Source organism: Rhodococcus sp. 05-340-2, from assembly GCF_002258915.1.
Classification (GTDB): domain Bacteria; phylum Actinomycetota; class Actinomycetes; order Mycobacteriales; family Mycobacteriaceae; genus Rhodococcoides.
The window spans coordinates 57026-81883 of sequence record NZ_NOYU01000027.1; the positions used below are offsets into that span (position 1 = coordinate 57026).

The window sequence follows — 24858 nt, forward strand, 5'->3', positions numbered from 1 at the left end:
TCGATGCCCTCGATCCGATGTGATGTCGCCGTCAGCCTCAGCGCGGCCGCGAACTGCGATGTCCGCTGCGGCGAAGCTGTCGAGGCGACCCGGATCAGGTGCGCACACATTATCGATGACCGTCGCGTGATTCTTCGGTCCGTTTCATCGGTCCGCGAGCGACGATCGAGCACCATGGTAGCTTGCCGAACGGATTTCTCCATTGTCGGCAGGTCACGGCGGGTCCGGCGCGCGCCGAGACGAGGCGTCGGGCACGGGACTACGATTGCCGCATGGGAGCCCATTCGTCGGAGCCGTCGTCCTCAGTTTCACCCACCACGCTCATCGAGTCGGACCGAGTCGAGCCGGCGATCGCGCACGATCACCCCGGTATCCCGGATCTGTTCGCGGTGCTCGCATACGGCGAGATATCTGCGTTCTATCGCCTGGCGGACGACGCACGGATGGCTCCGTCCATGGAGGGTCGTGTCGCGCTCGCGAGCATGGCGGCTGCAGAGATGAGCCACTTCGAGACATTGCAGAAGGCCTTGTCGGACCGCGGTCTCGACGTCTACGCCTCGATGGACCCGTTCGTTCGCGCCCTCGACGAGTACCACGAGTCGACGACTCCGTCGACGTGGTTGGAGTCACTGGTCAAGGCATACGTGGGAGACGGCATCGCGGCCGATTTCTACCGGCAGATCGCGCACAGTCTCGACCCCGACGTGGCCGAGATCGTTCGCGACGTGCTCGCCGAGACCGGGCACTCGGAGTTCGTGGTGCACGAGGTGTCCGACCGGGTTCGCGCGAGCTCGCAGGAGAAGGCGCGACTGATGCTGTGGGGTCGTCGTCTGCTCGGCGAGGCCATCACCCAGGCGCAGTTCGTGCTCGCGCGCCGCGAGTCACTGACCGATCTCGTCATCACCGCGTCGGGAGACCTCAACGGTGTCGTCGCACTGTTCGACCGCATGCAGGAACAGCACGCGGAACGGATGTCCTCACTCGGACTGGACTGACCGCTGTGGCCGGTGTTCGCCGGCAGCACAGGGCGGTGTTCGCTGACAGCACAGGGCGTCGGGCGTCTGGTTCGACGCCGCTGCACTAGCCTGGCGTGGGCAGAGTTGTCGAGAGTTCGGAGGTTGACCGTGGAGGTCAAGATCGGTGTTTCGGAGAGTTCCCGTGAGCTCGTCGTGAACAGCACGCAGTCCCCGGCCGAGGTCGAAGCGCTCGTATCGACCGCCTTCGCCGGTAAGGACGGAGTGCTGTCGTTGGAGGACGAGAAGGGACGCAAGTTCTTGATCCAGGCTTCCAAGGTGTCGTACGTCGAGATCGGTCCGTCCGATGCTCGGAAGGTCGGATTCGCGACCGCCTGAGACTGCTCGGAACGCACGACACGCCCCTCACTCGAATCGAGTGAGGGGCGTGTTGCGTTCGTGGGTCGGTATCTACGGTATCTACGGTGACTGCAGGGGCACGTGCGACAGACCGCCCCAGGCCAGCGACACCGTGGTGTCGACGGCGTCTTCCTTGGAAATCGGCCGGTCGGCCTCGAGCCAGTACCGAGCGGTGAACTGGCTTGCACCGACCAGACCGACGGCCAGCACGCGGGCCCGGTAGGGATCGAGTCCGGAGTCGTGGGCAACCAGGTCGAAGACGGCGTCGACACACGCTTCGGTTGCCTGCTCGACGCGAGAGTTGACCTGCGGGTCGCCCATCAGATCGGACTCGAAGACCAGGCGGAATCCCTGAGTGTCGGTGTCGACGAAGTCGTAGAACGCCAGCACCGCAGCACGAACGCGCTGCCGATTGTCCGTGGTCGAGCGCAGGGCCTGGCGTACTCCTGCGATCAGAGTGTCCACGTAGCTCTGCAGCACCGCCAGGTACAGCTCGAGCTTTCCGGGGAAGTGCTGGTACAGGACCGGCTTGCTGACGCCCGCGCATTCGGCGATCTCGTCCATTCCGGACGCGTGATATCCGCGGGTCACGAATATTTCGCTCGCAGCAGCGAGCAGTTGCGCCCGACGGGCATCGCGCGGCAACCGTGCGCTGCGGCGATTGCCGGTGGTGGCCGGCCGGTCGGAAGACCGCCGGTCGTCGAGATCTGTCATGAATTCTGTTCCCATCCGCGTCGACAACTGCGCTCGTCTTGGTTCGACAACGAACTGTCCGGCATGAACTTCCGGCGGGTGGCCGTCGGTTCGGACCGCTCGTAGCGCAGATCACGGGCAACGATACGCGTGGCTGCCTTCACTCACGGGATCCTGGGGGACCGTTGCGGAAAGTGAGCAATACCGGATCGCGTCGAGCGGTTTGTTCGTACGATGTTTTCGTACCTGAAACCCGATAGTTCCCGTCCCGGTATCGGCGTGCCGAGCGGCGGGCGGTGAGGATTGTGAGATCGTGAGCGAGTGACTGACCGAGGCGGGCCGCGTATCCGCGGTGGTGTGCAGTCGGGCGGCGTCGACGAGGGGTACGACGATCGGTCGGACGACTACCCACGCACAGTGGGAAGTCGCGGGTCGCATCAACCGCTCCGCGCTCAGTGGGACCCGACACAACGCGAGGTCAAGCAGCGCAGTCGTCGTCCGGAACGCGACGTCAAGAAGCAGAGCAAGCTCGGAAAGTTCGCGTCCACCTATGGATGGCGGGCGTACGCGGTGCCGATTCTGATCGTGGTGACCGCACTCGTCGTGTTCGATGCCGTGCGCACCGGTGACCCCGTCACCGGCACTGTCGCGCAGTCCACCAACGCCGATCCCGGATTCGGCACCTTGAGTTCGGATACGACGTCGGGCACCGGAATCATCGGTGTGCCGCCGCAGGCCGACGGCAATTTCGCGGCGTCGATCTCGTCGGGTGAGCTGCCCGACGGTGGTCCGTTCGCAGTGCAGGGAGCCGGAACGTGGCACACCGTGCCTGGCACCACCGAGCAGGTGGGGCAGGGGACCGAGCGGGTGTTCACCTACACGGTCGAGGTCGAGGACGGCGTGGACACGGTCGGGTTCGGCGGCGACGAGTCGTTCGGCCGCTTGGTGGATCAGACCCTCGCCAACCCCAAGAGTTGGACGAACGACCCACGGTTCGGATTCCGTCGAATCGATCAGGGCGATCCCGACTTCAGGATCTCGCTGACGTCGCAGATGTCGATCCGGCAGGCCTGTGGCTACGACATCCAACTCGAGGTGTCCTGCTACAACCCCGGCATCGAGCGAGTGGTGCTGAACGAGCCGAGGTGGGTGCGCGGGGCGATCTCGTTCCAGGGCGACATCGGCTCGTACCGCCAGTACCAGATCAATCACGAGGTCGGCCACGCGATCGGTTATCAGCAGCACCAACCGTGCGAGACCGACGGCGGGCTCGCCCCGGTGATGATGCAGCAGACGTTCGGGACGTCCAACGACGACATCGCGCGACTGGACCCGGCGGGCGTCGTGCCCATGGACGGCAAGACGTGCCGATTCAATCCGTGGCCCTACCCGCGAGGCTGATCGGTCGAGAGTCGGACAGGCTGAGTTAGATTCGAACGTGGCGATCGGGTCACCGGCCGCCGTGTCGAGTCGAGGAGCGTCGCTGCGTCGTGGTCCACCTACCTCCGCTGGTCGAACCCGCAGGCGAACTGACGCCCGAGGACGTCGCGCGGTACAGCCGGCACCTGATCATCCCCAGTGTCGGAACCGACGGTCAGAAGCGACTGCGCAACGCCCGCGTGCTCGTCGTCGGTGCCGGGGGACTGGGCTCACCCGCGCTGCTGTATCTCGCAGCAGCCGGTGTCGGAACTCTGGGCATCGTGGAATTCGACGATGTCGAACTGTCGAACCTGCAACGGCAGATCATTCACGGCCGATCCGACGTGGGTCGTCCGAAGGCCGACAGCGCCAGGGACTCGATTCTCGAACTCAACGACGGCGTCGAGGTGGCGCTGCACCGTGTTCGACTCGACTCGTCGAACGCGCTCGAGCTCTTTCGGCAGTACGACCTCGTGCTCGACGGGACCGACAACTTCGCCACCCGATACCTCGTCAACGACGCGGCCGCCCTGGTCGGAATCCCGTACGTGTGGGGTTCGATCTACCGGTTCGAGGGGCAGGTGTCGGTGTTCTGGGATCGGGCCCCCGGCGACGCAGGCATCAACTATCGCGACCTCTACCCCGAGGCTCCGCCGCCGGGCATGGTGCCCTCGTGCGCCGAGGGTGGGGTGCTGGGGGTGCTGTGCGCGTCGATCGGGTCGGTCATGGTCACCGAGGCCATCAAGCTGATCACCGGAATCGGCGAGACGTTGCTGGGCCGATTGATGATCTACGACGCCCTGGCGATGAGCTATCGAACCGTCGGTCTGACTCGGGACCCGCATCGAACGCCGATCACCGAGCTGATCGATTACGAGGCATTCTGCGGAGTGGTCCCGGCCACCGAATCCACCGGTGAGTCGATCACCCCGGCGGAGCTGCACGCAATGATGCAGGCCGGTCGCGAGGTTGCCCTCATCGACGTGCGTGAGCCGGTGGAGTGGGACATCGTCCGCATCGACGGTGCGCGTTCGATACCCAAGGATCGAATTCTGTCGGGGGCCGCAATGGCAGATCTCCCGCAGCACATCCCCATCGTGCTCTACTGCAAAACCGGCATCAGGTCCGCAGAGGTGCTCTCCGCCCTCGTCGGTGCCGGTTTCTCGGACGCCTCCCATCTGCACGGCGGAATAGTGGAGTGGGCCAAGCAGATCGATCCCGGTCTGCCCATGTACTGATGCGGTCCGTGTGTGCGCGTCGTTCGCAGTGGCACCGCGATCGGCGGTAGCGTGGCGCTCGTGAGCTCTGTCGAACCTCCTCAGCACGTGATCTCTACGTTCGGGCTGCGCGATGTCGAGCCTGCACCTCTCGGCGCGGACTGGGACGGTGGATGGCGTCTGGGTGACGTCGTGCTGTCTCCGGTGGCAGACCATGCTCGCGCCGCGTGGTCGGCCAAGGTGCGCGAGACCTTGACCGTGGACGGGGTTCGTCTCGCCCGACCGGTGCGTTCCACCGACGGCCGTTACGTCGTGTCGGGCTGGCGAGCGGACACGTTCGTCGCCGGTGAACCGGAGCCCCGTCACGACGAGGTGATCTCGTTGTCGATGCGGTTGCATGCGGCGACCGCGCAACTCGAGCGACCCCGATTCCTGGTTCAGCCGCCCGTGGCGCCGTGGGCCGACGTGGACGTGTTCGTTGCTGCCGACAGAGCTGCATGGGAGGCGGTCCCGCTGCGCTCGGCTCGCGGTGCAGGCGCACCCGAGCCGTCGTCCAGCGATGGCAAGAGCAGCCTGGAATTGGTCAAACAGCTTGCGACACTACGCAAGCCGGTCGAGTCGCCTGATCAGTTGGTGCACGGTGATCTGTTCGGAACGGTGTTGTTCTCCGGTAGCGATGCCCCCGGAATCAGTGACATCACCCCGTACTGGCGTCCCGCGCCGTGGGCTGCCGGGGTGGCCGTGGTGGACGCCCTCTCCTGGGGTGACGCCGACGACGGTCTGGTCGGCCGCTGGGACGATCTACCGGAGTGGCCGCAGATGTTGTTGCGCGCGTTGATCTTTCGTCTCGCAGTGCACGCGCTTCACCCACGTTCGACGTCGGAGGCCTTCCCCGGCTTGGCGCGAACAGCAGATCTGGTGCGCCTCATTCTGTGAGTTCTGCTGCGCGAGCCGGGAGTTCCTCTGCGCGAGCCGGTGATTCGGAGAGTTCGTGGAACAGAGACCGAGCGGCATGCATCGCGCGGGCGGCGTCGCCGTCGATGACCGCCGCCACGAGTGCGGTGTGTTCTTCGATGTAGTCGTCGTCGTGCTCGATGGCATGGTGGCGCATGGCGTCGTGGATCACCGGCAGCAGTGAATCGTAGAACTCCAGATAGATGGCGTTGTGGCTGGCCGCGACGATGGCGCGGTGCAGCCGTGCGTCGATCCGAACGGCATCCGCGAGCGGCGTTTCGTCGGACCACGCAGCATTGCGATCGGCCAGCGCGCTCAGCATGGCGACGATGTCGTCGTCGTCGCGTCGGTCGGCTGCAAGAGCCGCCGCGGTGACTTCCAGTGTCTCGCGTAGCTCGGTGACGTCGCGGTGCCGAGCGTCCGAGAAGTACTTTCCCAAGGTTCCGCCCAGGTCGGAGCACGTCATGACGAACGTGCCCGAACCCTGCCTGCGTTCGACCATGCCTGCGTGGACGAGTGCCTGCACTGCTTCACGCACGGTGTTTCGCCCGGTGCCGGTCATCTCGCACAGTTCGGGTTCCGTGGGAATGCGGGTACCCACCGGCCATCGCTGCGAGGTGATCTCCTCGCGCAGCGCAGCCGTCACCTGGGAGATCAGGCTCGATCGCTGGACCTGCCGCACGTGGGCTCCTCATGCCGGGGACGTTGCAGCGTCGATAGTAATGCTTTGCACCCAATGATCCGGTCATCCTATGATTACGCGGTGAGTGCGCCTACCGTCCCTGCCGCCCGAACCGTCGGTACCTCGCTCCTGCGCGGGCGAATTCTCGTCTTCTCCGCGATCGTTCTGTCAGCCCTGACGCTGCGGGCGGCAGTGACCTCGATCAGCCCGCTGTTCGGCAGGATCGGCACCGACCTCGAGTTCGGCGACACGGTTGTCGGCGTCGTCGGAATGTTGCCCCCGGCGATGTTCGCCGTGTTCGGTCTGGCAACACCGTTTCTCGCCAAGCGCACCGGTCTCGAGCGAGCTGCGCTGCTGGCCATGGCACTGACCACCATCGGCATGGCCACCCGTGCATTCGCGCCGAACACCGCCTCGTTGCTCGCCCTGTCCGCGATCGCCCTCGCGGGGATGGGAATCGGGAACGTCGTCATCCCGCCGTTGGTCAAGCGGTACTTCTCCGATCGTCTCGCTGTGGTGAGCACCGTCTACATCTGCGTCATGCAGATAAGCACCATGGTCCCGCCGCTGCTCGCGGTACCCATCGCCGACGCGCACGGATGGCGTGTGTCCATCGGGATCTGGGCCGTGGTCGGCGTCGCGGCCGCACTGCCGTGGCTCGGTGTGGTGGTGGCCCGACGCGGCCACGACGAGAAGGACGTCTCGGCCGAGTCCGGATCGGCCGCGGTGCGCGTGGAACCGAGCGGCCGAATCCATCGATCCTCGCTGGCGTGGGGGATGGTGATGATGTTCGCAATGACCTCCCTGATCACGTACTCCATGCTCACCTGGTTGCCGACGCTGTTGATCGATGCGGGGATCGGAGAAGGCTTGGCCGGTGCTTCTGTCGCGGCCTTCGGCGCGATGGGTTTGGTCACGTCGCTGGCCGCGCCCACTCTCTGTGCGCGAGTGCGTAATCCGTTCGGCCTCGTGGTGGTCGCCGCGGTCTGCTATTTCGGCGGCTTCTCGGGTCTGCACTGGTCGCCTGCCGCCGGCACGGTCGTGTGGGTGTGCCTGGTCGGGCTGGGCACGATGACCTTCCCGATGTCGCTGACGCTGATCAACCTCAGGACGCGTACCGCGGTGGGATCGTCCTCGCTGTCGGGGTTCACTCAGGGACTGGGTTACGTGGTCTCCTCGACCGGTCCGATTCTGTTCGGGCTGCTGCACACGCAGTCCGGTGGGTGGGGACTCTCGTTGGTGCTGCTGACCGGGTGTGTGGCGGTTCTGCTGGTCGGAGGGTTCCTGTGCTGCCGACCGAGGATGCTCGAAGACACCTGGTGACGCACGGCGACCGTTGACGCTTCATCTCACGTCGGTGCCCGTGATCGCGTGAGACCGAGTTAATCTTCCGAGTCATCGCACGCAGCGCCGCTGCAACATGGCTTTCCTATGTTCGGTCCACACACCGATCAGGAGGCCACACGTGACCAGCCTTTCTCGCAGCGCTTCGGCAGATGCCGGCTCAGCCACCACGGCGACCGTTCCGCCCGGAACGGTTCCCGTCTCCGTCAATCATCACATCGCGCACTGGAATTCCGAGGACGTCGAGGCATGGGAGGCCGGCGGCAAGCAGATCGCCAAGCGCAATCTGATCTGGTCGGTCATCGCCGAGCACGTCGGATTCTCGATCTGGTCGATCTGGTCGGTCATGGTGCTGTTCATGCCGTTGTCGGTCTACGGCATCGACGCCGCGGGCAAATTCTTCCTCGTGGCCGTCCCCACACTCGTCGGCGCGATCCTGCGGATTCCGTACACCTTCGCCACGGCGAAGTTCGGTGGGCGTAACTGGACCGTCTTCAGTGCTCTGGTGCTGCTGATCCCCACCGTGCTGACGATGTATTTCATGCTCAACCCGGCGTCGTACACCACGTACATCATCGTTGCGGCGTTCGCCGGACTCGGCGGCGGTAACTTCGCGTCCTCGATGACGAACATCAATGCGTTCTATCCGCAGCGCGAGAAGGGATGGGCTCTCGGCTTGAACGCGGGCGGCGGCAACATCGGTGTGCCCGTCATCCAGCTCATCGGCTTGCTGGTCATCGCCACCATCGGTAACACCGCCCCCGAGATCGTGTGCGCCGTCTATCTCGTCTTCATCGCGCTGGCCGCCGTCGGTGCCGCGCTGTACATGGACAACCTGGACAACCAGAAGACCAACGGGCGCTCCATGATCGACGTGTTGAAGTTCTCGGACTCGTGGTGGATCGCCTTCCTGTACATCGGCACGTTCGGATCGTTCATCGGCTTCAGCTTCGCGTTCGGGCAGGTACTGCAGATCAACTTCCTCGCCGGACTCACCGACGGGGCACCCGCAACTCCCGCTCTGCAGGCGCAGGCATCGCTGCAGGCCGCTCAGATCGCCTTCATCGGACCGTTGCTCGGGTCGTTGTCGCGGCCGTTCGGCGGCAAGCTCGCCGACAAGATCGGCGGCGGCAAGATCACCCTGTACACGTTCGTGGCCATGACGTTCGCCACCGGAATTCTGGTCGCGGCCAGCACCTGGGACGATTCGACTCCCGGGGCGGCCAGCGGAACGGTGATGGTGCTCTTCGTCGTCGGATTCATCGCCCTCTTCCTGCTCTCGGGCCTCGGAAACGGATCGGTCTACAAGATGATCCCCGCCATCTTCGCTGCGAAATCTGCTCAGCTTCAGGGCATGACGGTCGACGAGCAGCAGCACTGGTCGCGCAAGATGTCCGGTGCCCTCATCGGTATCGCCGGTGCGATCGGCGCTCTCGGCGGCGTCGGAATCAACCTGGTGCTGCGGGCGTCGTACTCGGGTACCGCGAAGTCCGCGACCACCGCATTCTGGGTGTTCCTCGGCTTCTACATCGTCTGCGCGATCGTCACCTGGGCGATCTACCTGCGCAAGACGAATTCCGCCGACGCCGACGCACCGGTAGCCGTCTGAGGATCCATCACCGGCAATGACGAAACGCCCTGCACGGCAACGTAGATCGGAAGGACCCGCAATGAAGAACGCGGTAGTGGTAGGTCACGGGATGGTCGGACACCGATTCGTCGAAGCGTTGCGTGCGCGCGACGAGGCGGCGGAGTGGAAGGTCACGGTCCTGTGCGAGGAGGCACTGGCGGCGTACGACAGGGTGGGACTGTCGTCCTACGTCGGTGCCTGGGACCACAAGGAACTCGCTCTGGCGGGCAACGATTATCCCGGCGACACACTCGTCGAGATGCGCACCGGAGTACGTGCCGATCGCATAGACCGTGACCACCGCACCGTCGTGACCTCGGCGGGAGACACGGTCGAGTACGACGCTCTTGTCCTCGCCACCGGTTCCTACCCGTTCGTGCCGCCGATCACCGGACACGACCTGCCCGCGTGCTTCGTCTACCGCACCCTCGACGACCTGGACAAGATCCGTGCCCGCGCCGACGCTGCGGGACCGGGAGCCGTGGGTGTGGTGGTCGGCGGTGGCCTGCTCGGGCTCGAAGCGGCGAACGCACTGAAGAAGATGGGCATGACCCCGCACGTCATCGAGTTCGCTCCACGATTGATGCCGCTGCAGGTGGACGAGGGCGGCGGTGCGCTGTTGGCCCGCCTCGTGACCGAACTCGGGCTGAACGTACATGTGGGAGTGGGCACGTCGTCGATCTCCGAGAACGACAGCGCCGGACTGACGGTCGAACTGAGCGACGGCAGCACCATCGACGCCGCGTTGCTGGTGTTCTCCGCCGGTGTGCGTCCCCAGGATCGGCTGGCACGCGAGAGTGGCCTCGAGGTCGGTGAGCGCGGCGGCATCATGGTCGACATCGGCTGCAGTACCTCCGACCCTGCCGTCTACGCGATCGGCGAATGTGCCGCCGTCGAGGGTCGGTGCTACGGGCTGGTCGCTCCCGGATATTCGACGGCGGAGGTCGTGGCCGACCGATTGCTCGGCGGCGCAGCACAATTCCCGGGTGCAGACATGTCCACCAAGCTCAAGCTGATGGGTGTCGACGTCGCCAGTTTCGGCGACGCGATGGCGGCCACCCCTGGTGCGCTCGAGGTGGTGTTCAGCGATGCGCCCAAGGGCACGTACGCCAAGCTCGTCGTGACCGACGACGCGAAGACCCTCCTGGGCGGCATCCTCGTCGGCGATGCTTCCGCGTACTCGCTGCTGCGTCCGCTCGTCGGACGCGAGTTGCCCGGCGACCCGGGAGCCCTGATCTCACCGGCGGCCGAACAGGTCGGGATCGGTGCCCTTCCCGACGACGCCGAGATCTGTTCCTGCAACGGCGTGAGCAAGGGTGCCATCTGCTCGGCGATCGCCGACGGGGCCTGCGATCTGGCGGCCGTGAAGAGCTGCACCACCGCGGGCACCACCTGTGGCGGATGCCTGCCCTCGATCAAGTCGCTGCTCGCCGCGTCCGGTGTGGTCCTCTCGAAGTCGTTGTGCGAGCACTTCTCTCAGTCCAGAGCCGAGCTGTTCGAGATCGTGCGGGCCACGAACACCCGCACCTTCTCCTCGCTGATCGCCAAGTACGGTGCGGGAACGGGGTGTGACATCTGCAAGCCCGTCGTCGCGTCGATCCTCGCGTCGACCTCCTCGGATCACATTCTCGACGGTGAGCAGGCGTCGCTGCAGGACACCAACGACCACTTCCTGGCCAACATCCAGAAGAACGGCACGTACTCGGTTGTGCCCCGGATGCCCGGCGGCGAGTGCACGCCCGAGCAACTGATCGTCATCGGTGAGGTCGCCCGCGATTTCGGGCTGTACACCAAGGTGACCGGAGGTCAGCGCATCGACATGTTCGGTGCCCGCGTCGAGCAGCTACCGGCGATCTGGAAGCGCCTCGTGGACGCGGGTATGGAATCGGGCCAGGCCTACGGAAAGTCGCTGCGGACGGTCAAGAGCTGCGTCGGATCGAGTTGGTGCCGTTACGGCGTCCAGGATTCGGTGGGGATGGCGGTCGATCTCGAGAACCGCTACCGAGGTCTGCGGTCGCCGCACAAGATCAAGTTCGGGGTCTCGGGCTGCGCACGAGAATGCGCCGAGGCTCGCGGCAAGGACGTCGGAATCATCGCGACGGAGGGCGGCTGGAATCTGTACGTGGCCGGCAACGGCGGTCAGTCACCCAAGCACGCTCAATTGCTGGCCTCCAACCTCGACGATGCAACCCTGGTCAGCTACATCGACCGCTACCTCATGTTCTACGTGCGCACTGCCGATCGGCTGCAGCGCACGGCACCGTGGCTCGAATCGCTCGACGGGGGACTCGATCACCTCAGAGCGGTCGTGTGCGAGGACAGTCTCGGGATCGGTGCGGAGCTCGAGGCCGACATGGGACGCCATGTCGCCGGATACAAGGACGAGTGGGCAGGCGTGCTCGAAGACGACGAGAAGCTCGGTCGATTCGTCTCCTTCGTCAATGCTCCGGACGAGGCCGACCCCACCATCGCGTTCGACGAGTCCGGGGCGCGCAAGGTACCCGTGCTCATGGGAATGCCACGCATCGGCGCGTGAGCCGACGCGGGAGCTGACAACCGGCAGGTCACGAAACTGAGTGCATGTGCACAGACGAGTAATCGCGACTTAACGGGTCAGAAACACAAGCAACGTGGAATAGCTGATCAGGAGGTGCGCCATGACTGTCATCGATTCATCAACAGTGAAGTCACCAACAGCGGTACCGAACGGCATCGCTCGTGATTGGACCCCGGCCTGCACACTCGACGCGCTGATTCCAGGGCGCGGAGTGGCGGTGCTCCTGCGAGGCGGCACCCAGGCAGCGCTGTTTCTGCTCGACGACGGGCGACTGTTCGCGGTGGGCAACATAGATCCGTACGGACGTGCAGCAGTGATGTCACGCGGACTGGTGGGAGACCGTGGGGGCGAACCCACCGTTGCATCGCCGCTGCTCAAGCAGGTCTTCTCCCTGGCCGACGGGCGCTGCCTCGATGACCCGGAGGTCACCCTCGGCTCGTTCGAGGTCTGCTGCGTCGAGGGCGTCGTGCTCGTGCGCGGCGGTTCTACGTGAGCGAAATCGCCGGGGCAGCAACGCCTCTGGCCGGGTTCACCGTCGGGATCACCGCGTCGCGTCGGGCGGAGGAGTTCGCGACTCTGCTCGAGCGGCGCGGGGCCACCGTGATGCATGCCCCCGCAATTCGCATCATCCCACTGGCCGACGACGCCGAACTCGAACGCGTCACCGCCGCCGTCATCGAGAATCCCCCCGAGATCACCGTCGCCACAACAGGAATCGGGTTTCGCGGCTGGATCGAGGCAGCAGACGGGTGGGGTCGGGCAGAAGAACTGGGGCGCGCACTCGGCGCGTCGCGCCTGCTGGCTCGCGGACCGAAGGCGAAAGGTGCCATCCGAGCGGCCGATCTGCGCGAGGAATGGTCACCCGCCTCGGAGTCCTCGGCGGAGGTGCTCGAACATCTGCTCGCCGAAGGGGTGGAGGGCAAACGCGTCGCCGTGCAGCTGCACGGCGCGACCACCGAATGGGAGCCCGTTCCCGACTTCTGCGAGGTGTTGCGCTGCGCAGGAGCCGAAGTGGTTCCGGTGCCGGTGTACCGCTGGACCGCGCCCGACGACCAGAGCCCGATGGACCGCATGATCGAAGCCGTCGTCGTCGGCGATCTCGACGCCCTCAGCTTCACCTCGGCACCGGCGGTGGCGTCGATGCTGATGCGCGCCGACGAGAACGGCGTGCTCGAACCTCTGCTGCAATCCATGCGATCGAGGGTGCTGCCGGTGTGCGTCGGACCGGTCACGGCCGCGCCCCTCGAGCAACTGAACGTGGCCACCACGCAGCCCGCACGGGCGCGTCTGGGGGCACTCGCGCGGCACATCGCCGAGGAACTGCCGAGGCGAACCGGCCGGCTGCATGCCGGCGGGCACGTCGTCAGCGTCCGCGGTAAGTGCGTGGTGGTCGACGGTGAAGTTCGACCGGTGTCCCCGGCAGGCATGGCACTGATGAAGACATTGGCCCGCAATCCCGGACGCGTCGTCTCCCGTGAGGACCTGTTGGCCTCGCTGCCGGGCGGAGGCGGCGACACCCATGCGGTGGAAACCGCGATGACCAGACTCAGGTCATCGCTCGGCGCGCCGAAAGCGATCCAGACCGTGGTCAAGCGTGGCTATCGCATCGCACTCGATCACATAGAGACCGAAACGGACTGCGATTCCGACGAGCCTGCCGTGCGCGCACGTGCGGCCGTCGTAGAAGGGGGAAAGTACTGATGACACCGACTTTGGTGTTGGTTGCACACGGCACCCGGAACCCCCGTGGTGTCGAGATGATCGCCGCACTCGCCGATGCCGTCTCGACGCAGATCGGTACCACGCGCGTGGCATTCGTCGACGTACTCGGGCCGTCCCCGGCCGAGGTGCTGCGTGACACCCCCGAGTCGGCGGTCGTGGTTCCCGCTTTCCTTGCATCGGGTTACCACGTCCACACCGATGTGCCGCGAGAGATCGCCGACAGCGCCCACACGTCGGTTGCGGTCACCCGCGCTCTCGGACCCGACCGGGTGCTGGCCGAGGTCATGCTGGACCGATTGCGCGATGCAGGATGGCAGGCGGGTGACTGCATCGTGCTCGCTGCCGCAGGATCTTCCGACGCTCGAGCGTTGGAAGAACACCGGCGCGCGGCAGCGATGCTGGCCGACGTCGCTCGGGTCCCGGTACGGATCGGATACGTCGCCACCAGTACTCCCACCGTGTCCGACGCGGTGTCGACTCTGCGCGAAGCCGGGCACACACGTGTGTTCGTGGCGTCGTATCTGTTGGCGCGCGGGCTCTTTCACACTCGTTTGGGTGACGCCGGGGCCGACGGCGTCGGTGAACCCCTCGGAGTGCATGCCGCGATCGTCGATCTCGTTGTCGCTCGGTATCGCGAGGGTGTTCGCTCTCTCGGTGAATCTAGCGGTGCGGCAGCGGAAGAATTGTCACCGGCTCGTCGGCGCTGACCTCGGCCGGAATCACAGCCAGTGCGTCGCGGCCGACGAGGTGACCCAGGTGCGCCGTGCGGACCTGGGTATCTGCTCGCCACCGCGTGCCGTCCGCGGTGACCGGGACGATGCGGGGAGTCGCGGACCGAACCTCGGCGGCGTTGGACAACAGGCCGATCCGCGATGGGCGCACCGTTCTCCCGGTCAGGGCATCGACGATGGCGGGCGCGGTGAGCATCGCGGTACCGACGGCCGCCAGCGGGTTCCCCGGTAGGCCGAGCACCACCGTGCCGTCGGGCAGTGCCGCGGTGATCTGAGAACCGCCGGGACGCATGCGCATTCGTCCGACGACGGTTTCGGCATCGATGCCGGCGAGGGTCGCGCGGAGCTGATCGGCCGCCCCGCCTCCGGTTGCCCCGACGACGACGATCACGTCCACGTCCTGGGTTCGGGTCAGCACGTCTCGAAACCCCGTCGCAGAGTCGTCGAGCAGCGTCACATCGACGACGGTGATGCCGCAGTGTGCAAGATACTCCGGCAACACCGACCCGAGAACGTCCCTGGTCTCGCCGGGAGCGAGTGGTCCGGTGGATCGAATCTCGTTGCCGCTGATGATTACTCGTCCGCGTACCGGACCGCGCACCGCCACCTCGAACACCTCGGCACTGGCGGCGAGTGACCGTACGGCCGCATCGATCGGGGTGAATGCTGCGACGAGTTCGGTCCCGGGCAGCCAGTCCTCGCCGCGCCGACGCGTGTCGTCGGATTGCGGTGCCGTCGGAATCCGCCGAGCCGAATGGTCGGACTCGCGGGTCATGTGTTCGTCGCGAACCACCGATGTCGCTCCGGGCGGAAGCGCAGCGCCGGTCGCGATGCGCACGGCCGTTCCTTCGGTGAGTCGGGCGATGTCGGCGCTTCCGGCGTACGCGATGTCGGACCGGAGCGTCCATGGTTCGGTGCCGCAGACCGCGTACCCGTCCATCGCGGAGATGTCGACTGCGGGCAACGCGGTCTGGGATACGAGGGGTTCCGCGAGGACGGTTCCGGCGCTGTCCTGCAGGGGAATTCGCCTGATCGGCAGGGCGGGGATCCGGCTCCGAATGCGGTGGAGTGCGTCGCTGACCTCGAGCGTTTCCGACGGCCGTGCGGCCAGGCGGGCGGCGAGAAGATCGGCGCGGGTGTCGCAGTCCTCGACACCGGAGACTGCGATCACCAGATGATCGGCCGGAAGGATGGTGCGCATGGGCGCGCCCTCCACCGAATCCAGCTGTGCCACAGCGGAACGCAACGCGGCATACCGCCAGACTCCCAGCAGAAACTGCGTGCGACCCGCATCGTCGCGCGCGAAGACGGCGTCCGTCTGCGTGTTCTGCATCGAATCGATCAACGAAACGACCGCCTGGGCGTCGAGAAACGGGATGTCCGACGCGATGACCACCACCAGATCTGCAGTGCCCTCCGGATCTGCACGGTCGTCGAGTGATCGCAGTCCCGCGGCGAGAGCGGCGACGGGCCCACCGCCCGCGGGGGACTCCCGAGTCTGCACCACGTACTCGGGTACTCCGGTACGGGTCGGGCCCACGAGAACCGTTCTGCGGCAGACCGATACGGCGTCCACGGCAATGTCGACCATGCGACGACCACCGACGGTCATGGCAGGCTTGTCGACCTCCTGCGGCGCAGTGGGGTGCTCGGGATCTGCCATCCTGGATCCTCGGCCGCCGGCGAGGACGATCGCGTCGCAGACCGGCTGTGTCACGGTGCGAGCTCTGTCATGTCGGCAGCGGCACGTTCTGCAGGCGAACCTGCCCGCGTGCAATGACTTTTCCGCTGTCCGAGGCGGTGATCGTCACCAGCCACAGTTGCTGAATTCTGCCTTGCTGCAACGGTTCCGCGACAACGTCGACGCGGCCGCCTTTGCTGGCGCGCAGAAAGTCGGTGCCGTTGTGTACGCCGACCGCGAACTCGCCACGATCCTTGACCGCTTCGCTGGCACCGATGCTGGCGGCGCTCTCGACGGCAGTGGTGTAGACGCCGCCGTGGACGACGCCCCACGGCGTGAAGTGCTCGTCCGTCAAATCGATGTGCCCCGCCACTCTGGTACCCGAGACCTCGTCGACGACGAGACCGGCGGAGGCGACGAAGGTGCTCGCCTTCGACAGCGCGAACTTCGCCGTGGGGCGTGGATCGAACTGCTCGAGTGCGTCCCTGATGTTCATTCTCCGAGATTAGTGGTCGGTGCAGGTGACGGTGGGAGCGCCCCGAAGTCGAATCGAATCGAGCTCACTGGCACCCGCCCGTCGTGAATCTGCACGCCTTCGCTGCGCAGAGTCTCGAGCTGCCTCGAGGCCAGGTGCGGGGCGGGTCTTCCGCTTGCGCCGAGGACTCGATGCCAGGGCAGGTCGGCGGAATCGGTGCGCATGATCCATCCGACGATGCGAGGGCTCGACAGGTCGGCAGCGGCCGCGATGTCTCCGTACGTGGCGACGAATCCCGAGGGAATGGACGCGACCAACGCGCGAACTCGCTCGACCTGGTCTTCGGTGATCGGGGCCATCTAGAGCACGGATCGCACCAGCTCGGCCACCTCGACCGGCTTGGCCTGGCCGACCATGTGATCGCAGTCGAGTTCGACGGTACGCAGGTTATCGCCCAGTCGATCTCGCAGCGCCGAGAGAAATTCCTCTGTGACATAGGGAGGTTGGACGCGCATGGCCCGCACCACGATGGTCGGGACGGACTCGGCGGGGACCACGATCGGACGTGCGAGCTCGCCCCATGTCGCGACGATCGCCGGAATCGACATTCGCCATGCGACCTTGCCGCCGTCGGCGGGGACCAGGTGATCGGCGACCTCGCGGTCGAGCAATTCGGTCGGTACATCCGCCCACGCCCCGTGGATCTTCTCCGAGCGCGCCTCGTCGGCGTCGGTGTAGTCGGGGGATTTCGCGGTGGCTTCGGCCACCTCGAGCAGCTCCTCCGGCGGCAACGCGATCGCGGGATCGAGCAGAACCAGGGCACGTACCGCTTCGGGGAATCGCTGCGCGAGATGTACGGCCAGCGCGCCGCCGTACGAATGTCCGAGGACCACGACCGGGCCACGTGCATGGGCGTCGAGCACGGACTTCAGGGCGGTGAGCTGAGCGTCGATGTCCCAGGGTGGCGTGGACGGCGATTGTCCGTGGCCGATGAGATCCGGAGCCAGAATCCTGGCTTCGGGGAGGTGATTCTCGGCGAGGTCCCACCAGCGGGCACCATGGCCGGTCACACCGTGAACGGCGAGGATTTCGGGACCGTCTGCGGGTCCGAACGTATGCAGATTCAACTCGGGCACGCCGACCACTATGCCGTATGGACGGCCGCGACTCCGGTCCGACGGGTATCGACGACTGCCGTGGTCCGGTCTGTCGGTGGCTCGTGATTGCATCTGTGTCATGAGCTCGGACGGCAGACACGGCGCGACGGTGACTCTCGTCCGTGCACCCAAGGTCGCTCGCCCGGCACGTGAGTGGACCGGATCGGCAGCTCGGCTGCTGTCGTCGACACCCGACGCGGCAGCAGAGGCCGCGAAAGGCGCTCCACGATGGAATCCGTGGCAGATCCTGGGTGGCCCCGGCACGGGTAAGACCTCGCTCGTCGCGGACTACGCCGTCTCGCGCATCGTCACCGGCGATCCGGAGTCGGTTCTGGTGCTCACGCAGTCCAAACGGGCGGCAACCGCGGTGCGCGAGGTCATCACCTCGGGTCTCTTCAGCGGCGATCACGCACTGCGGGCGACTCGTGAGCCGTTGGTACGCACCGTGCACTCCTACGCCTTCGCGGTGCTGCGGCTACAGGCCTCCCTGTACGGCAATCCGCCACCGCGATTGCTGACCGGTGCCGAGCAGGACGCCGTGGTGCGCGAGATGCTGCGCGGCGATCTCGAGGACGGGGCAGGCGACTGGCCGGAGCGGCTGCGTCCGGCACTGGGCACCGCGGGATTCGTCACGGCGGTGCGAGACATGATGCTCAGGTCAGCCGAACGCGGGATCGGTCCGGAAGACCTCGCCAAACTCGGTCGCAAACACGGCAGGCCCGAGTGGGTTGCCGTCGGGAGATTCGCTGCCGGATACGAGCAGGCCATGTTGTTGCGCGGTGCCGTCGGAGTGGAAGCGGCAGGAGCGACGGCACCGGGCCTGGACGCCGCCGAGCTGATCGGTGCCGCGCTGATGGCGTTCGCCACCGATCCCGAACTGCTGCGCAGCGAACGCGCCCGTATCCGGCACCTCGTCGTCGACGACGCGCAGCACCTCGATCCGCAAGCGGCACAGTTGGTTCGGCTGATCGGCACCGATACCGAATCCACCGTCGTCGCGGGAGATCCCGATCAATCCGTGTTCACTTTCCGGGGTGCCGATCCCGCCTTCGTGGCCGACCTGGTCGAGGTGGACTCGCCGCGTCGCGTCGTGCTCACTCGCAATCACCGGTCCGTGCCCGAGGTCGCGGAGCTGACCGACATCGTCGCCGGACGGCTGCCCGGGCTCGGTCGGCATCGCTGTCCGGAACCGGTGGGCACCGCCCGCTTCGGTGAACCGACAGCGCGAGTGCACGTCGTGTCCTCGCCCGCGAAGGAAGCGGCGATCATCGCCGACGCCATGCGTCGTGCCCACCTGATCGACGGCATGCCATGGTCCGAGATGGCGATCGTGGTTCGTTCCGTGCCGCGCACCCTCGCGCCGTTGCGTCGGGCTCTGCACGGCGCAGGGGTGCCGATGATCACCCCGACCTCGGAGCTACCGCTGCACCGCCAGCACGGGGCCGTGGGTCTCCTGCTGGTACTGCGGGCGATCTCCGACCCGAGCTTCGACGGTGAAGATGCACTGGCGTTGCTCTCCGGGCCGATCGGCGGAGCCGATCCGGTGGGTCTGCGGCGATTGCGCCGGGGCGTGCGCAGGCTCGAACTCGCATCGGGCGGCGAGCGCGACTCGGCCGAGCTGCTCAGAGTCGTCCTCACCGACGACGCGCGGGGGAGCGCCGGGTGGACCGGCGGACTCTCGGACGTGGAGTCCGCCCCGTTGCGCAGAGCCCTGGGTGTGATCCGGAAGGCACGAGCGCTCGCCCGCGCGGGCCGCGGTGTCGAGGACGTGTTGTGGGCGGCGTGGCAGGCATCGGGGCTCGAGCGGCGTTGGTCCACCGCGTCCGCCTGGGGTGGCTCGGCCGGTACTCAGGCCGACCGCGACCTGGATGCGGTGGTGGCGCTGTTCGACGCGGCGGCAGCATATGCCGACAGGTTGCCGCGGGCTCAGATCGGTGGATTCCTCGATTACATTGCGCAGCAAGAGATTCCCACTCTGAATTCACACCGCCCCACGGTCCGGGCCGACGCGGTGACCCTGCTGAGTGCGCATTCTGCTGCGGGTCGGGAATGGGAGCTCGTCGCGGTTGCCGGGGTGCAGGAAGGGCTGTGGCCCGGCCTGCGGTCGCGTGGCAGCCTCCTGGGCACCGACACCCTGGTCGACCTCGTATCCGGCAAGGTCGATGCGGCTGCGGCGCTCGACGGGCGACTGTCGAAGTCGGCACCGCTGCTGGCCGAGGAGCGCACGCTGTTTCTGGTGGCGTGCAGTCGCGCTCGATCGACCTTGCTCGTCACGGCCGTCGATTCCAGTACCGGAGATGCCGACCTGGTCCGGTCTCGATTCGTGGACGAACTACGCGGCATCGACGGCGGAGGCGAGTCGGATCCGGCACTCGAGCTGCCCGGGCCGGAGCCTGAACACCGAGTGTTGGCGTTGCCCATGCTGGTGGCCGAACTCCGGAGTGTGGTATGCGATCCCGTTGTCGCCGAGCAGGATCCGGACAAGCGAGCCCGAGCGGCGCGGCATCTGGCCACACTCGCCGCGGCCGGTGTCCGCGGCGCGCATCCCGACGAGTGGTTCGGGGTGGCAGGGCCCAGCACCGACGCGCCGCTGTGGCAGCTCGGCGACGGCCCGGTGCCGCTGTCCCCGTCGACGGTGGAACAACTCACCACCTGTCCGCTCCGGTGGATGCTCGAACGTCACGGCGGCAACGACGGCACCAACACCCATGCGGTCACCGGCACGCTCGTGCACACTCTCGTCCAGGCGGTGGCCGGTCGGATACCTTCGGAGCAACTCCGTCGCGCTCTCGAAACAGCATGGGATGCAGTGGATCTCGGATCGCAGTGGTACTCACGGCACGAGCTCGACCGAACCGGGGCGATGCTCGAGACGTTCGAGACGTGGTTGCAGGGCAGTCGAGGCGAGCTCACCGAGGCCGGAGTCGAAGTGCGCGTCGACGGCATACTCGAGGCTCGCTCGGAGGACGAGCCGGCGGTGGCGTTGCGCGGTCGCATCGATCGGCTCGAGCACGATCCCGACGGCCGACCGGTGATCATCGACGTCAAGACGGCCAAGACCGTCATGTCCAAGGAGGATGCCCAGGGCCATCATCAGCTGGCCACCTACCAGGTCGCCGCGGCAGCCGGTGCCATCGAGGGCGAGCCTGCGGGCGAGCCGGGCGGAGCGCGGCTGGTGTTCGTCGCCAAGCCCCACAACAAGGACGGGGCCACGCAGCGTGTCCAGGAAGTGCCGACACCGGAGAAACTCGAGGAGTGGCGAGACACCGTGCACCAGGCCGCATCGGCAACACAGGGACCCACGTTCGAGGCGCGGATCAACGACGGCTGCAGGCACTGCCCGGTCAAATCCAGTTGCCCGGCACACGAGACGGGTAGGCAGGTGACCGAGCAGTGACGACATCGACGAAGACACGGACCGGTTCGGTGCGGGTGTCGCCGGTCGAGCTCGCCCGGGCGCTCGGGCAGAAGCATCCACCGACCGACGAACAAGCCGCGGTGATCGCAGCGCCGCCCGGCCCGACACTCGTCGTCGCGGGGGCAGGTGCCGGCAAGACCGAGACCATGGCTGCCCGCGTGGTGTGGATGGTGGCCAACGGTTTCGTCGACCCGGATCAGGTTCTGGGTCTGACCTTCACCCGAAAAGCGGCACAGCAGTTGACCTCTCGGATCAGAGCTCGGCTGGCTCGGCTGGCCGGATCCGACCTGGTGCGCGCACTCGACCCCAGCCTGGCACTGCGCGAGCGAATCCTCGGTGCCGAGCCGGAAGTGAGTACCTATCACTCCTATGCAGGTCGACTGCTCACCGAGCACGGCTTGTTGTTGCCGATCGAACCGTCCGCGACACTGCTCTCGGAAACCGAACTGTGGCAGCTGGCCCACCGTGTCGTCAGTACCTGGGACGGCGACCTGGACACCGACCGCAACCCCACGTCGGTGACCGAGGCCGTACTGGCACTCTCCGGTCAGTTGGCCGAGCATCTGGTCGATCCCGAGGATCTGCGCCACGCGCACGTGGAGCTGGAGAAATTGGTGCACACTCTCGGGCCGGGGCCGCGACAACGCGGCGGCCCCACCAAGGAATTGCTGAACATCCTCGACGCGCAACATCAACGAATCGGGTTGTTGCCGTTGGTGGAACGGCTGGCGCAGACACTGCGGCGCGAGGGCGCACTGGATTTCGGCTCGCAGATGTCGATGGCGGCGCGGGTCGCTGCCGAGCATGCCGAGGTGGGAATCGCCGAACGGCAACGCTTCCGGCTCGTGTTGCTCGACGAGTACCAGGACACCGGGCATGCCCAACGCGTCCTGTTGTCGTCTCTGTTCGGTTCCGGCAGCGACCCGCAGTTGGCCCTGACCGCCGTCGGCGACCCGATGCAGTCGATCTACGGGTGGCGCGGCGCATCGGCAGCGAATCTGCCTCGGTTCGCCACCGATTTTCCGAAGGCCGACGGAAGTCCGGCACCTCGACTCGAGCTGCTCACCAGCTGGCGAAATCCGCCCGAGGCCTTGACGCTGGCCAACTTGATCACCGACCCACTGCGCCGCGTCGGTGTGCCGGTGCCGACCTTGCGGGCCCGGCCGGGTGCGGTTCCCGGCGATGTACGACTGGCCGTCACCGACACCGTTCTGGACGAACGAGAGTGGATCGCCGACCGGATCGCGGGGGAGTACCGCGCTGCCCTGGAGCGGGATCGCACCCCGCCCACCGCCGCGGTTCTGGTGCGCCGCAACGCCGATGCCGAGCCGATCGCGGAGGTGCTGCGCAGCCGCGGGTTGCCGGTGGAGGTCGTCGGGCTCGGTGGATTGCTGCACGTTCCCGAGGTGGCCGACATCATCGCGATGCTGCGGCTGGTGGCCGACCCCACTGCCGGTAGCTCGGCGATGCGCATCCTCACCGGCTCTCGGTGGCAGATCGGGCCGACGGATCTGCGGGCACTCTCGCAGCGGGCCCGAGAACTCGAGATCCGCGGCGGTTACGGCACCGCGGGGCGCGTCGACGACCCGGAGGCACTCGATGCGGCGCTCGGTAGCGCCCTGCCCGGCGAGCAGTCGGAGCAGGCCGGCCTGGCCGACGCGATAGCCGATCCCGGTCCGGCCGAGCGGTACTCGGAGGTGGGGCATCGCCGGATCGTCGCCCTGGCGGGCGAGCTGCACCTACTGCGCGATCGAATCGGTCAGCCGCTGACGGAATTGGTCGGCGACATCGAACGGATCATGGGCATCGGTGTCGAAGCTCAGGCCCGCACACCGATCAGCACCGACGGTGCGGTCGGTCGTGAACATCTCGACGAATTCGCCCATGTGGTGGCCGATTACGCCGACAATCCGTCCGCCACGGTCACCGGATTCCTGTCGTTCCTCGCCGCTGCGGAGACGGTCGAGGACGGCCTTGCCCCCGGAGAGGTCGATGTCGCCCCCCATCGCGTGCAGGTGCTCACCGTCCATTCTGCGAAAGGCCTCGAATGGGAGGTGGTGGCGGTCCCGCACGTGGCGAAGGGCGTGTTCCCGTCCTCGAACGCATCCTCGACCTGGCTCGGGGCGATGGCCGAGCTGCCGCCGTCGTTGCGCGGTGACCGCGCACTCGACGGCGAAGGCTCGGAAGGGGTTCCGGTCCTCGAACTCGAGCGGCTGCACAATCGCAAGGACCTCGAGGACGCCGTCAAGGGTCACAAGGATGCGCTGGCGAGGCGTCGACTCGCCGAGGATCGCCGACTGTTCTACGTGGCACTCACCCGAACCGAACGGGTGCTGCTGGTATCTGCGCATCACTGGGACGAGACCGCCACGAAGCCGCGTGGGCCATCGGAATTTCTCGACGAGTTGCACACGCACATCGAGCAATTCGCCGACACAGCAGTGATCGAGCAGTGGGCCCCGGCCCCGGACGACGGGGCGTCGAACCCGCTCGGGGCGGTACCGCACACCGCGTCCTGGCCACGCGATCCACTCGGTCCCAGACGCGGAGCGATCGAGAGCGGTGCGCAGGAGGTACTGCGCGCGCTGGCAGATGTCTCGGCCACACCGAGCGAAGAGCGTGACGGCGACCAGGATCGAACCCAGGACGACCCCGAGAACTGGGCCGCGGACGTCGATACTCTGCTGGCCGAGCGGGCCGCGAGATCGGTCGCGGGAGTCGACGTCGCTCTTCCCGGCAACCTGTCGGTGACGCAGCTGGTCGACCTCGCGGCGGACCCCGATGCGTTGGCGTCGCGCCTGCGGCGGCCGCTCCCGTTCCCGCCGAACCCGTTGGCGCGTAGAGGAACCGCGTTTCACGCCTGGATCGAGCGGCGGTTCGGCGCGACCCGACTGCTCGACCTCGACGAATTGCCGGGCTCGGCCGACACCGGGGCCTCGGCCGACGTGGACCTCGAAACCCTCCAGCAGGCGTTTCTCGAATCGGACTGGTCGCTCCGCAGCCCCGTCGAAGTGGAAGTGCCGTTCGAGACCTCCGTGGCGGGAACAGTACTGCGCGGGCGCATCGACGCAGTCTTCGCTGACCCGGACGGCGGTTGGACCGTCGTCGACTGGAAGACGGGCGCAGAGCCGACGGCGTCGGAGCGGCGGGCGGTGGCGATGCAGCTTGCGGCCTACCGGCTGGCGTGGGCCGAGCTGATGTCGATCGGGCGCACCGAACCGGTTCCGCTCGATCGAGTGCGCGCAGCGTTCCACTACGTGCGCAGCGGTCACACCATCTCGCCCGAGAACCTGCCGGACGCAACGGAATTGGCCCAGCTGCTCGAGGGGCCGGCCGGGTCCGAGCGGCCGGGGGCTACGGTGCGTTCCGGCGAGCCTTCAGAGCCTCGGTGACCAGTGGGATCTGCAGCGGAAGTCGGGCGAGCATCGCTGCTTTGAGAGCCGGCGAGGTCTTGGGGCTCTGCACGTACTTCCACGCCAGGTTGATGTTGGCGGGGAAGACCACGACGAACAGGGCCGCTGCGAGTGCACCGCCCAGTCGACGGGTCCGCGGTGCGGCAAGCGTTGCGGCCACGGCGAGTTCGGCGACGCCCGAGACCTGCGTGTAGGTCCGCGCCGAGCCGGGCAGGGCCGTCGGTACCTGGGCATCGAAGAACTTCGGCGTGGCGAAGTGCAGAACTCCCGCTCCGGCCAGCAGTCCCGCGAGGCGCAGTGCGGCTGCCTGACTCGATCTCTGTGTCATGCCCATACCGTGCCACACCCAGCGTCGTCGGCACAGAAGCCTGGCATGGGGTTACGCTGCGTGC

At 66.7% G+C, this 24858-nt stretch carries 20 protein-coding genes; 13 read left to right on the forward strand and 7 right to left on the reverse strand.

The features are described 5' to 3' along the window. The first annotated feature begins 272 nt into the window (after positions 1-272). Together CH271_RS15260 and CH271_RS15265 are read left to right on the forward strand one after the other, a co-directional pair. Positions 273-995, forward strand: coding sequence for a ferritin-like fold-containing protein (locus CH271_RS15260; protein WP_037189874.1), 723 nt, complete (start codon positions 273-275; stop codon positions 993-995). Positions 996-1124: 129 nt separating this feature from the next. Continuing rightward, the gene (locus tag CH271_RS15265) at positions 1125-1352 is read left to right on the forward strand and encodes a DUF3107 domain-containing protein (protein ID WP_032397679.1); all 228 of its coding nucleotides are present in this window, start codon (positions 1125-1127) and stop codon (positions 1350-1352) included. A gap of 81 nt (positions 1353-1433) precedes the next feature. On the opposite strand, the gene CH271_RS15270 is transcribed toward CH271_RS15265, so the two are convergent. Further along, a complete protein-coding gene (locus tag CH271_RS15270; protein WP_037190243.1) occupies positions 1434-2087 on the reverse strand; it encodes a TetR/AcrR family transcriptional regulator in 654 nt (217 codons plus the stop codon). Positions 2088-2387: 300 nt separating this feature from the next. On the opposite strand from CH271_RS15270, the gene CH271_RS15275 reads away from it, so the two are divergent. The 3 genes from CH271_RS15275 (at position 2388) to CH271_RS15285 (ending at position 5638) form a co-directional block, all read left to right on the forward strand. After that, a complete protein-coding gene (locus CH271_RS15275) occupies positions 2388-3467 on the forward strand; it encodes a DUF3152 domain-containing protein (RefSeq protein ID WP_037189873.1) in 1080 nt (359 codons plus the stop codon). 89 nt (positions 3468-3556) lie between these two features. Beyond that, complete coding sequence (gene moeZ / locus CH271_RS15280) at positions 3557-4723, forward strand: adenylyltransferase/sulfurtransferase MoeZ (protein WP_037189871.1); 1167 nt, start codon at positions 3557-3559, stop codon at positions 4721-4723. Between the two features lie 60 nt (positions 4724-4783). Continuing rightward, the gene (locus tag CH271_RS15285) at positions 4784-5638 is read left to right on the forward strand and encodes a TIGR02569 family protein (RefSeq protein ID WP_037190242.1); all 855 of its coding nucleotides are present in this window, start codon (positions 4784-4786) and stop codon (positions 5636-5638) included. Here CH271_RS15285 and CH271_RS15290 read toward each other — a convergent pair. After that, on the reverse strand, positions 5628-6338 hold the full coding sequence (locus CH271_RS15290; protein ID WP_094634144.1) for a FadR/GntR family transcriptional regulator: 711 nt from the start codon (positions 6336-6338) through the stop codon (positions 5628-5630). The two genes, CH271_RS15285 and CH271_RS15290, sit on opposite strands and share 11 nt — an antisense overlap. 81 nt (positions 6339-6419) lie before the next feature. Here CH271_RS15290 and CH271_RS15295 point away from each other — a divergent pair, with 81 nt between their 5' ends. From CH271_RS15295 to CH271_RS15320, 6 genes are all read left to right on the forward strand, one after another. Further along, positions 6420-7661, forward strand: coding sequence for an MFS transporter (locus CH271_RS15295; protein ID WP_052047594.1), 1242 nt, complete (start codon positions 6420-6422; stop codon positions 7659-7661). A gap of 238 nt (positions 7662-7899) precedes the next feature. After that, complete coding sequence (locus tag CH271_RS15300) at positions 7900-9291, forward strand: nitrate/nitrite transporter (RefSeq protein WP_094634519.1); 1392 nt, start codon at positions 7900-7902, stop codon at positions 9289-9291. A 61-nt stretch (positions 9292-9352) separates the two neighbouring features. Continuing rightward, a complete protein-coding gene (nirB, locus tag CH271_RS15305) occupies positions 9353-11848 on the forward strand; it encodes a nitrite reductase large subunit NirB (protein ID WP_037189869.1) in 2496 nt (831 codons plus the stop codon). 121 nt (positions 11849-11969) lie between these two features. After that, positions 11970-12362 (forward strand): nitrite reductase small subunit NirD, encoded by a 393-nt coding sequence (gene nirD / locus CH271_RS15310; protein ID WP_094634145.1) that lies wholly within the window; start codon positions 11970-11972, stop codon positions 12360-12362. After that, positions 12359-13570: a uroporphyrinogen-III synthase gene (locus CH271_RS15315; RefSeq protein ID WP_094634146.1), complete on the forward strand. Its 1212-nt coding sequence runs from the start codon at positions 12359-12361 to the stop codon at positions 13568-13570. The genes nirD and CH271_RS15315 overlap by 4 nt, the downstream gene beginning before the upstream one ends. Continuing rightward, entirely contained in the window at positions 13570-14298 is a 729-nt protein-coding gene (locus CH271_RS15320; RefSeq protein WP_052047538.1) for a sirohydrochlorin chelatase, read from the forward strand. The genes CH271_RS15315 and CH271_RS15320 overlap by 1 nt, the downstream gene beginning before the upstream one ends. Here the strand turns inward: CH271_RS15320 and CH271_RS15325 are convergent. Genes CH271_RS15325 through CH271_RS15340 form a run of 4 tightly spaced genes read right to left on the reverse strand, consistent with a single transcriptional unit; the run spans position 14252 to position 17614 of the window. Continuing rightward, positions 14252-16039, reverse strand: coding sequence for an NTP transferase domain-containing protein (locus CH271_RS15325; RefSeq protein WP_094634147.1), 1788 nt, complete (start codon positions 16037-16039; stop codon positions 14252-14254). The two genes, CH271_RS15320 and CH271_RS15325, sit on opposite strands and share 47 nt — an antisense overlap. Before the next feature lie 13 nt (positions 16040-16052). After that, positions 16053-16499, reverse strand: a complete 447-nt coding sequence (locus CH271_RS15330) for a PaaI family thioesterase (RefSeq protein WP_037189865.1) — start codon at positions 16497-16499, stop codon at positions 16053-16055. Next, positions 16496-16837: an MGMT family protein gene (locus CH271_RS15335; protein ID WP_094634148.1), complete on the reverse strand. Its 342-nt coding sequence runs from the start codon at positions 16835-16837 to the stop codon at positions 16496-16498. Before CH271_RS15335 ends, CH271_RS15330 begins: the two co-directional genes overlap by 4 nt. Next, the gene (locus CH271_RS15340) at positions 16838-17614 is read right to left on the reverse strand and encodes an alpha/beta hydrolase (RefSeq protein ID WP_094634521.1); all 777 of its coding nucleotides are present in this window, start codon (positions 17612-17614) and stop codon (positions 16838-16840) included. It lies immediately after the preceding gene. Between the two features lie 100 nt (positions 17615-17714). On the opposite strand from CH271_RS15340, the gene CH271_RS15345 reads away from it, so the two are divergent. Continuing rightward, positions 17715-21032: an ATP-dependent helicase gene (locus CH271_RS15345; protein WP_094634522.1), complete on the forward strand. Its 3318-nt coding sequence runs from the start codon at positions 17715-17717 to the stop codon at positions 21030-21032. After that, positions 21029-24445, forward strand: coding sequence for an ATP-dependent helicase (locus tag CH271_RS15350; RefSeq protein ID WP_094634149.1), 3417 nt, complete (start codon positions 21029-21031; stop codon positions 24443-24445). The genes CH271_RS15345 and CH271_RS15350 overlap by 4 nt, the downstream gene beginning before the upstream one ends. Here CH271_RS15350 and CH271_RS15355 read toward each other — a convergent pair. Beyond that, on the reverse strand, positions 24408-24794 hold the full coding sequence (locus CH271_RS15355) for a DoxX family protein (RefSeq protein WP_037190232.1): 387 nt from the start codon (positions 24792-24794) through the stop codon (positions 24408-24410). The two genes, CH271_RS15350 and CH271_RS15355, sit on opposite strands and share 38 nt — an antisense overlap. Between the last annotated feature and the right edge of the window lie 64 nt (positions 24795-24858).

Excerpts from the sequence above, each read along its gene's own strand:
- CH271_RS15260 (WP_037189874.1), top strand. The coding sequence starts at position 273 with ATGGGAGCCCATTCGTCGGAGCCGTCGTCCTCAGTTTCACCCACCACG.
- CH271_RS15270 (WP_037190243.1), bottom strand. The coding sequence starts at position 2,087 with ATGACAGATCTCGACGACCGGCGGTCTTCCGACCGGCCGGCCACCACC.
- nirB (WP_037189869.1), top strand. The coding sequence starts at position 9,353 with ATGAAGAACGCGGTAGTGGTAGGTCACGGGATGGTCGGACACCGATTC.
- nirD (WP_094634145.1), top strand. The coding sequence starts at position 11,970 with ATGACTGTCATCGATTCATCAACAGTGAAGTCACCAACAGCGGTACCG.
- CH271_RS15320 (WP_052047538.1), top strand. The coding sequence starts at position 13,570 with ATGACACCGACTTTGGTGTTGGTTGCACACGGCACCCGGAACCCCCGT.
- CH271_RS15330 (WP_037189865.1), bottom strand. The coding sequence starts at position 16,499 with ATGAACATCAGGGACGCACTCGAGCAGTTCGATCCACGCCCCACGGCG.
- CH271_RS15335 (WP_094634148.1), bottom strand. The coding sequence starts at position 16,837 with ATGGCCCCGATCACCGAAGACCAGGTCGAGCGAGTTCGCGCGTTGGTC.
- CH271_RS15345 (WP_094634522.1), top strand. The coding sequence starts at position 17,715 with ATGAGCTCGGACGGCAGACACGGCGCGACGGTGACTCTCGTCCGTGCA.
- CH271_RS15355 (WP_037190232.1), bottom strand. The coding sequence starts at position 24,794 with ATGACACAGAGATCGAGTCAGGCAGCCGCACTGCGCCTCGCGGGACTG.